This window comes from uncultured Azonexus sp. (genome assembly GCF_937982035.1).
Lineage (GTDB): Bacteria > Pseudomonadota > Gammaproteobacteria > Burkholderiales > Rhodocyclaceae > Azonexus.
Window position 1 is genome coordinate 1 of record NZ_CALJNI010000013.1, and the last position, 9424, is coordinate 9424.

The 9424-nt window shown below is 65.7% G+C and carries 7 protein-coding genes; 4 read left to right on the forward strand and 3 right to left on the reverse strand.

Annotation, left to right across the window (positions count from 1 at the left end):
- Both Q0799_RS10035 and Q0799_RS10040 read right to left on the reverse strand, forming a co-directional pair.
- On the reverse strand, window positions 1-970 hold a 970-nt coding region (locus Q0799_RS10035; protein ID WP_298397915.1), incomplete at its 3' end, for an ABC transporter substrate-binding protein.
- A 136-nt stretch (window positions 971-1106) separates the two neighbouring features.
- Window positions 1107-1802 carry an ABC transporter ATP-binding protein gene (locus Q0799_RS10040; protein WP_366940776.1) on the reverse strand — a complete coding sequence of 232 codons (696 nt, stop codon included), beginning with the start codon at window positions 1800-1802 and terminating at the stop codon, window positions 1107-1109.
- A 170-nt stretch (window positions 1803-1972) separates the two neighbouring features.
- On the opposite strand from Q0799_RS10040, the gene gshA reads away from it, so the two are divergent.
- The 4 genes from gshA to Q0799_RS10060 all read left to right on the forward strand — a co-directional run bounded on the left by gshA (window position 1973) and on the right by Q0799_RS10060 (window position 9132).
- Window positions 1973-3247, forward strand: a complete 1275-nt coding sequence (gene gshA, locus Q0799_RS10045) for a glutamate--cysteine ligase (RefSeq protein WP_298397919.1) — start codon at window positions 1973-1975, stop codon at window positions 3245-3247.
- Window positions 3248-3252: 5 nt separating this feature from the next.
- Window positions 3253-4263, forward strand: a complete 1011-nt coding sequence (gene gshB / locus Q0799_RS10050; RefSeq protein WP_298397921.1) for a glutathione synthase — start codon at window positions 3253-3255, stop codon at window positions 4261-4263.
- The gene (locus Q0799_RS10055; protein ID WP_298397923.1) at window positions 4248-5276 is read left to right on the forward strand and encodes an FAD:protein FMN transferase; all 1029 of its coding nucleotides are present in this window, start codon (window positions 4248-4250) and stop codon (window positions 5274-5276) included. The genes gshB and Q0799_RS10055 overlap by 16 nt, the downstream gene beginning before the upstream one ends.
- Before the next feature lie 100 nt (window positions 5277-5376).
- Window positions 5377-9132: a response regulator gene (locus Q0799_RS10060; RefSeq protein ID WP_298397925.1), complete on the forward strand. Its 3756-nt coding sequence runs from the start codon at window positions 5377-5379 to the stop codon at window positions 9130-9132.
- A 55-nt stretch (window positions 9133-9187) separates the two neighbouring features.
- Here Q0799_RS10060 and Q0799_RS10065 read toward each other — a convergent pair.
- Window positions 9188-9424 (reverse strand): hypothetical protein (locus Q0799_RS10065; RefSeq protein WP_298397927.1); only part of this gene is annotated, 237 nt, incomplete at its 5' end.

The following is a 9424-nucleotide window of genomic DNA, read 5'->3' on the forward strand; positions in this document are numbered from 1 at the left end:
CCTCGCGAACGGCCCGCGAATCGAGCGGCGCCCGCTGGTTATTCATGGCCAGATAACCGACGTTGAAGAACGGCCGCGTCACGACGCGATACGGCGGCGTGTCGTCCAGGCTGCCGTCGTAGTATTCGGGTATGGGCTCGACGATGTGGAAGCGCCCCTCGGCCAGTCCCCTGAGCCGCTCGCCCTCGTCCAACACGGTCCTGAACTCGATGCGCTCTAGGCGCGGCGCGCCCTCCCAATAGGAGGGGTTCCTCCGCAGCGTCACCGTCCCGTCCTCGGCCCAGCTCTCGAAGGCGAAGGGGCCGGTACCGACCGGCCGCTGCTTGAACGACTCGTTATAGGTGACGATGGCGTCGGGGCTGGCCATGCCGAAGGCCGGCAGGGATAAGGTCTCTAAGAGCAGGGCGTAGGGCTCGGACAGCTCTATCTCCACCACCGAACGGGTCAGCGCCCGGACCTCGCGGACGATGCCGGGGAAGCCGCCGAAGCTGGCGCTCCAATAATGGAAGGAGCCGACGTGGTAGGGATTGCTCGAGTGCATCCAGCGCTTGAAGTTAAAGACGACCGCCTCGGCGTCGAAGGCCGTGCCGTCGTGGAATTTAACGTCACGACGCAGGGAGAAGCGCCAGCGGAGGCCGTCCTCGCTCACGGCCCAGGCCTCAGCCAGGCCGGGGGCCACGATTCCGGCCTCGGCGTCGCGCCGCATGGCGAAGCGCCAATGGAAGCCGTCCTCGCCGGCGGCCCAGGCGTCGCCGGAGAAGAGCGTCGCCGAGGGCGCGCGGACGTTGGAGCGGACGAGGGTATCGAAGATGTTGACGGCGACGCGTAGCGATTCCTGGTCGGTCACCACGGCCGGATCAAGGGCGACCGAGCCGCCGGCCCGCGCCACTACGAGGGTCTCGCCGCGCGACGACTCGGAAGCCCTCGGCAGCTCCCTATAGAGCGCGACCGCGGCGATCCCCAAGAGCATGCCCGCGATAAGCCAGCCCGCTTTCCTCAATGCGCGCCCTCCGAGAAGCCCGGCTAAAAGCCGGGGAGAATCAAGGAGGCTATAGTATCATGGAAACAACCTACTGTCCCGCCCGCGAGCTTAAGCCCGGAGCCTCTTAGCCTCCGACAGCCGATTCGGTACCCAGATAGGCGGCGCGTACGGAGGGGTCGGCCTTGACCTCGGCCGCGGGCCCGGCCTTGACGATTCGCCCCTGCTCCAGCACGTAGGCCCGGTCGGCCACCTCGAGCGCCTTGTAGGCGTTCTGCTCGACCAGGAGTATGGTCTTACCCAGCTTCCTAAACTCCTCGATGATGTCGAAGACCGTCTGCACGAGGATAGGCGCTAGGCCTAGGGACGGCTCGTCCATGAGGATGAGCTCGCCGTCGGTCATCAGGGCGCGGCCCATGGCCAGCATCTGCTGTTCGCCGCCGGACAAGGTCCCGGCGCTCTGCTTAAGACGCTCCTTCAGGCGCGGGAAGAGGCCGTAGACCCGCTCCAAGTCCGACGAAACCCCCTCGCGGTCGTTCCGCAGGAAGGCGCCCATCTTCAGGTTGTCCTCCACGCTCAGGTTGGCGAAGACGAGCCGGCCTTCGGGAACGTGGCAGATGCCCGCCTGCACGATGCGGTCGGGGCGTTTGGGCAAGGGCTTACCCTTGAAGGCCAGCTCGCCCTGCTTGGGCTTTAGGAAACCGGAGATTGTATTGAGGAGCGTCGACTTGCCGGCGCCGTTGGCGCCGATCAGGCCGTAACGATAGCCCTCGCCAAACTTGACATTGACGTTTTCAAAGAGGGGCTTGGCCCCGAATTGCATGGTAATGTTGGCAGCAACGAGCACGACGTTTTCCGATCCGGCAAGTATTTCAAAAGAGACGGGATTTTACCCTTTTTGCGCGCCGGACCGCGGCCGCCGGCCCCATTTTGTGCACCGCGGTGTAACATCGCGGCCGACAATAACGCGCAAAAAACCCTGGAGACAGCACCATGGTCCCCCATCTCACCACGGCCCTGACCGGCCCGCTACTCGAACTCGAACGACGCTTCCTCGAAGCCAGTCCGCAGATCGAACACTGGCTGCGCGGACAGTGGCTGGAACACACCCCGCCCTTCTACTCCTCGGTCGACCTGCGCAATTCCGGCTTCAAGCTGGCGCCGGTCGATACCAACCTGTTCCCCGGCGGCTTCAACAACCTCAATCCGGCCTTCCTGCCCCTGTGCGTGCAGGCCGCGATGAGCGCGATCGAGAAGTTCTGCCCGGAAGCCCGGCGCCTGCTGCTGATTCCCGAGAACCACACGCGCAACCAGTTCTACCTGCAGAACGTTGCCCAGATCGCCGCCGTACTCAAGCAGACCGGCCTGGAAGTCCGCATCGGCTCGCTGATTCCCGACCTCGCCGGACCGACCCCGGTGGACCTGCCGAACGGCCAGCAACTGCTGCTCGAACCGCTGGTGCGCAACGGCAACCGCGTCGGCGTCGCCGGCTTCGAGCCCTGCGCCATCCTGCTCAACAACGACCTGTCGGCCGGCATCCCGGAAATCCTCGGCAATCTCGACGAACAGTACGTGCTGCCGCCGCTGCACGCCGGCTGGGCGGTGCGCCGCAAATCGAATCACTTCGCCGCCTACGACCAGGTCGCCAACGACTTCGCCCGCGAAATCGGCATCGACCCGTGGCGCATCAACCCGGCTTTTTCGGTCTGCCGCTCGATCAATTTCCACGAGCGTCAGGGCGAGGAATGCCTGGCCGCCAATGTCCAGGCCGTGCTCGACCTCGTCGCCGAGAAGTATCGCGAATACGGCATCGCCGAAACCCCCTACGTGGTCGTCAAGGCCGACGCCGGCACCTACGGCATGGGCGTGATGACGGTGCGCAACGTCGATGAAGTGATCGCGCTCAACCGCAAGCAGCGCAACAAGATGAGCGTGGTCAAGGAAGGCCTGGAAGTCTCCGAAGTGCTGATCCAGGAAGGCGTGCATTCCTTCGAGACGGTCAACGACGCGGTCGCCGAGCCGGTCGTCTACATGATCGACCGCTACGTCGTCGGCGGCTTCTACCGCGTCCATACCGGCCGCGGCAAGGACGAGAACCTCAACGCGCCGGGCATGCACTTCGAGCCGCTGGCCTTCGAGACCGGCTGCAACCTGCCCGACTACCGCTGCGGCAACCCCGATTCGCCGCCCAACCGTTTCTACGCCTACGGCGTCGTCGCCCGCCTGGCCTGCCTGGCGGCGGCGGTCGAACTGGAAAACACGGGCTAGGGCGAATGCAGCTCAGCTTCGCCAAGGAAATCTCGGGCAAGGGGGCCAGTCTGTCGCTGGCCTTTGTCGTCGATCCGCTGAGCACCCGAAAAGCTTTCAACGACCCCGGCGTGGCCCTGATGCGCGCGGCGCAGAGCCACGGTCACGAGGTCTTCGCCATCGAAGCCGCCTCGCTTGGCTGGCGCAAGCCGGAAGCCGGCCATCCGGGCGGCGTCTTCGGCGAGTTAATCCACCTCCACCTGCGGCCGGACGACCACGACTGGTACCGCGAAACCGGCCGCGAATGGCGGCCGCTGAAAGGCCTGGACGCGGTCATCGTCCGTCTCGACCCACCGCTCGACCGCGAATTCCTCGCTGCCACCTGGCTGCTGGAGCGGGCCGAAGCCGACGGCGTACGCGTCATCAACCGGCCGCGCGCGCTGCGCGAGCACGCGGAAAAGGTGGCCATCGCCGAATTTCCGCAATTCGCCCCGAGCAGCCTGATCAGCCGCGACATGGGGCAGATCCAGCATTTCATCGACGAACAGCGCGATGTCGTCCTCAAGCCGCTGGACGGCTGCGGCAAGGTGCCGGTTTTCCGCGTGCACCGCAACGATCCCAACCGTAACGTCATCGTCGAGACGCTGACCGACCACGGCAGCCGCACGATCATGGCGCAGATCCACCTGCCCGAGATCGGCCAGGGCGACAAACGCATCCTGCTGATTGCCGGCAAGGTCGTGCCCTGGTGCCTGGCGCGCATTCCCAAGGCCGGCGAGACGCGCGGCAGCCTGGCCGCCGGCGGCACCGGCGTCGCCCAGGAAGTCAGCGCCCACGACCGCCACCTTGGCGAAACCCTCGGCCCGCTGCTGCTCAAGCGCGGTCTGCTGATCGTCGGTCTCGACGTCATCGGCAACGCGCTGACCGGCATCAACGTCACCCACCCGGCCGGCATGGTCGAAATCCGCCAGCAAAGCGGTTTCGATTCCGCCGGCGCCTGCATCACTGCCATTGAACACGCATGCGGACTCTCCTGATCGCCCTCCTTTCGCTGACCCTCGCCGCCTGCGGCAAGGCGCCCCTGCAGGAACAGCAGGCCTTCGTCTTCGGCACCCGGGTCGAGGTCATCGTCGTCGACGCCGACCCCGAGCAGGGCCGCAAGGCCATCGCCACGGTACTGCGCGAATTCGACCGCATGCACCGCACCTATCACGCCTGGCAGCCGTCCGAACTGACCGGGGTCAATGCTGCATTCGCCGCCGGCCGTTCGCATCAGGTCAGCCCGGAGATGGCCGAATTCATGACCGAAGCCAAGACGCTGGCGGCGCAGGGCAATTACCTGTTCGACCCGGGCATCGGCGGGCTGATCAAGCTGTGGGGCTTTCACGCCGATGAATTCGAGGCGCGCCTGCCCGATCCCACGGCCATCGAGGCCTGGCGCGGCCAGCGGCCGTCGCTGGCCGACCTGATCATAGACGGAACCACGGTATCCACGCGCAACCCGGCGCTGGCCCTCGATTTCGGCGGCTACCTCAAGGGTGTCGCCCTCGACCGCGCCGCCGCCATCCTGCGCGAACAGGGGATCCGCAATGCGCTGATCAACATCGGCGGCAACGTCCTTGCCCTGGGCAGCAAGGAAGGCCGCAAATGGCGCATCGGCATCCAGCACCCGCGCCAGCCCGGCCCGCTGGCCACGGTCATGCTCGACGACGGCGAGGCCATCGGCACCTCCGGCGACTACCAGCGCTACTTCGAACTCGACGGCAAACGCTACGCCCACCTGATCGACCCGCGCACCGGCTGGCCGGTCGATCACACCCAGGCGGTGACCGTACTCATCCCGGCCGGCGCCAAGGCCGGCACCCTGTCCGATGCCGCGTCCAAGCCCATTTTCGTCGCCGGCCCCGACCGCTGGCGGGCGATGGCCGACAAGATGCAGACCCCGCTGGTCATGCGCGTCGACCGTGACAACCGCATCTTCGTCACCGAGGCCCTGCACAAGCGCCTGGAATACCTCGGCAAACCGCCGGAAATCACCGTGGTGCCGTGATCTTTCCTTGAAAGGCCAATGCCGCTCCGTTATGCTGGCGTAGCAACGAAAACAATAAAATTCACTGGCAGGCGGGATAAGGCAGCACGGAGGAAGCGCCTTGCGCGGCATTTCATTCAGAAAACCGGGGTTCGCCTACAGCCTGGTGCTGCGCATCGGGCTGCTGACGCTGCTCGCCCTCGCCGCTTTCGCCGTCGGCATCATCAAGCTGATCGGCCAACCGACCGTCGAGCGCCTGGCCGAAGCGCAGATGCGCCTGGCCACGGAGCAGCTCGAATCGCGCTACGAACGTCTGCTGCATTCGGTCGAGATCACCCTGCGCACCAGCCACGGCTGGGGCCGCGCCGGCAGCGTCGACCACACCGACCTGCTGCGCTTCAACGAATTCTTCTTCCCGGTCCTGGCCAACCACGACGAGATCAACTCGATCATCCTGGCCCATGAATCGGGCCGCGAATTCTTCCTGCTGCTGACGCCGGAGGGCGGCTGGATCAACCGCATCAGCAACCCGGCCGAATGGGGCCGGCTGAGCTTCTGGATCACTTGGAACGCCCAACGGCAGATCGAACGCGTCGAGGTTCGCGAGAGCGATTACGACCCGCGCCAGCGTCCCTGGTTCAAGGGCGCCATGGCGCTCGACAGCGATACCGGCGTGCACTGGACCCAACCCTACATCTTCTTCACCACGCAGGAACCCGGGCTGACCGCGGGCATGCGCTGGCAGGATGCCGGCGGCGAACGCTTCGTCATTGCCCACGATGTGCGTCTCGGCGACATCGCCGAGTTCACCACCAGCCTGGTCCTCGGCAGCGCCGGCCAGGCAGCGCTGCTGCTCGGCGACGGTCGCCTGATCGCGCCGCCGCGCGACGAGCGTTTCACGGACAGCGAATCGATCAATCAAACCCTGCTGAAAACCCCCGAAGAAACCGGCTTCGCCGAACTCGCCCAGGCCTACCGCCTGTGGCAGCAGGAATCCCCGCCGGCCGGCAGCATACGCGCCTTGGAGCGCCCCGAAGGACGCTGGCTGGGCATGTTCACCCGGCTCGACGAGAAGCGCACCGGCGTCTGGCTCGGTGTCGTCGCGCCGCAACGCGATTTCGTGCCGATCACCGGCAGCGACCTGAGCGTCCTCGGCCTCATCCTGCTCGGCGCCCTCGGCCTGGGCATCGCCGTCGCCATCCGCATCGCCGGCCGTTTCGGCGAGCCGCTCGGCGAACTGACCGCGGAAAGCGAGCGCATCGGTCGCCAGGAACTGGACCAGCCGGTCACCACCACCGCCCCCTGGCAGGAAGTGGTACAACTCGCCGACGCGCTGGAAAACATGCGCCAGCAACTGCAATCCGGCCGCCAGGCGCTGCAAAGCATCAATGCCGACCTCGAAATGACGGTCGCCCTGCGCACCAGCGCCCTGCGCCAAAGCCAGGAACACCTGCAGCAGCGCGAGGCCTTCTTCCGCGCCATCTTCGACAACGCCGCCGTCGGCATCGTCAGCCTCGATCCCGAACTGCGAGCCACCGAAAGCAACCGGGCCTTTGCCGATTTCGTCGCCCGGACCCAGGACAGCCTGCGCGAATTGCACGACCTGTCGCTGACACCGGCCGAAAGCGAACGCCTGCAGAACGCGTTGCAGGCCATTCTGGCCGGTCAGGAGAACGGCCTGCGCAGCGAATTCGAGTTCATCGACGCCCACGGCGCGGCGCGCTGGGGCGACGTTCAGGTGGCAGCGGTCCGCGACGAGGCCGGCGCCGTATCGTCGCTGCTGGTCAGCGTGCTCGACATCTCCGACCGCCACGAAATGCAGGTCGAGCTGATCCGCCAGTTCGCCTTCCAGCGCGCCCTGCTCGACACCATTCCCAACCCCATTTTCTACAAGGGCGAGCACAGCCGCTTCCTCGGCTGCAACCGCGCCTACGAAGAGTTCTTCGGCATCGACCGCGGCCAGTTCATCGGCAAGCGCGTGCTCGATCTCGACTACCTGCCGGCCGATGAACGCGCTGCCTTCCAGGCCGAGGATGAAAAACTCATCGCCGACTGCGGCCAGATCAGCCGGGTGGTCAGCATGCAGCGGGCCGACGGCGAGATCCGGGACACCCTGTACGCGGTCAGCGGCTTCCGTTCGCCGGACGGCGCACCGGGCGGGCTGATCGGCGTCATCGTCGACATCACCGCTCAGAAGGAAGCCGAGCGCGAAGCCGAGAAGGCCCGCGCCGCCGCCGAATCCGCGGCCGCCGCCAAGGCCGACTTCCTGGCCAACATGAGCCACGAGATCCGCACCCCGATGAACGCCATCATCGGCATGACCCACCTGGCACTGCAGACCGAACTCAACCCGCGCCAGAAGAACTACCTGAACAAGGTCGATGCCGCCGCCAAGGGCCTGCTCGGCATCATCAACGACATCCTCGACCTGTCCAAGATCGAGGCCGGCATGATGCGTTTCGAACGCACCGTCTTCAGCATCGACGCGGCCCTGCAGCATCTCGGCGACCTGTGCGCGATCAAGGCCCGCGAACGCGGGATCGAACTGCTGTTCGACCTGTCGGCCGACGTCCCCGACCGGCTGATCGGCGATCCGCTGCGCCTCGGCCAGGTCCTGCTCAATCTGGTCGGCAACGCCGTCAAATTCACCGAACAAGGCGAGGTCACGGTCACCGTGACACTCGCCGAGAAACGCGATCACGACGTCCTGCTGCGCTTTGCAGTACGCGACACCGGCATCGGCATGAGCGAGGAACAACAGGCCCGGCTGTTCAGCGCCTTCTCCCAAGCCGACAGCTCGACCACCCGCAAATACGGCGGCACCGGCCTCGGTCTGTCGATCTGCAAACGCATCGTGGACCTGCTCGGCGGACAGATTTCGGTCACCAGCACGCCCGGCGAAGGCAGCTGCTTCACCTTCGAGCTGCCTTTCGAACCGGCCGGCAGCGAAGCCGACGAACCGCGCCGGCTGGGCATCCCGTCCGACCTGCGCACCCTGGTCATCGACGACAGCCCGGGCGCTCGCGAAGTGTTCGTCCACATGTTCGCCGCACTCGGCATCGAATGCCGGGTGGCGGCCAGTGGCGCCGAAGCCCTGGTCGAGATGGCCGCCGCCCGCCAGGCCGGCCGCCCTTACCAGTTGCTGTTGCTCGACTGGAAGATGCCGGGCATGGACGGCGTCGAACTGGTCGCCTCGATCCGCCAGGACGCACCCGGCGACGATGCGCCGGCGGTGATCATGACCACCGCGCACGACCACGACGAATTGCGCGACGCGCTGCATCCGCACAAGGTCAGCGCCATCCTCGGCAAGCCGGCGACGCCGTCCTGCCTGTTCGACAGCATCATGCTGGCCCTGCACCGGGCGCCGGGCGTGCCCGAAGCCCCGCGTGACGCCCAGGACAACAGCCGGCTGGCCGGACACCGCGTGCTGCTGGTCGAGGACAACGAAGTCAATCGCGAACTGGCCGAGGAAATGCTGGCCGGCTTCGGCCTGCGCGTCGCCACCGCAGCCAACGGCGCACTCGCCGTGGATGCCCTCCGCACCGGCCGCTTCGACCTGGTGCTGATGGATTGCCAGATGCCGGTGATGGACGGCTATGTTGCCACCGCTGAAATTCGAAAGCTCGAAGGATACACACGCGACGTACCGATCGTTGCGGTGACGGCAGACGCCATGGAGGGTGATCGTGAGCGCTGTCTGGTGGCGGGGATGACTGACTACATTGCCAAACCGGTAACCAGCGCGCGACTGGGCGAAGTTCTGGATCGACTGCTGTCAAAACGTGGACCTAATGTTCAGAAATCCGCCGCCGCCGATCCTCGATTCGATAACAACTCAGTAAAGCGTGCCGGCAACGAAGACATCGTCGCCTGAATCGCCTTGAGCGGCAGCGAATCCTCGCTACCGCCAGTTCCGGATTGACGAAATTCTAACCGCCCGCGCTCAGAAGCTCATGAATCTTGCGCGCCTCTTCAACCAGCGTACCGAGCTCTCCCTCGCCCGCGATGCTGCCGCTTCGATAGACGATAAACTCAGTGCCCCTCGCTTCAATCGATAGCGGTGCGATACTTCCCAGATACTCGAGAGTTTCCTCGGACAATGCACCACCTATGGCTTCCGGGCTTGCGCCAACGAGAATATATTTCTCGGAAAACTCAGGCTGATC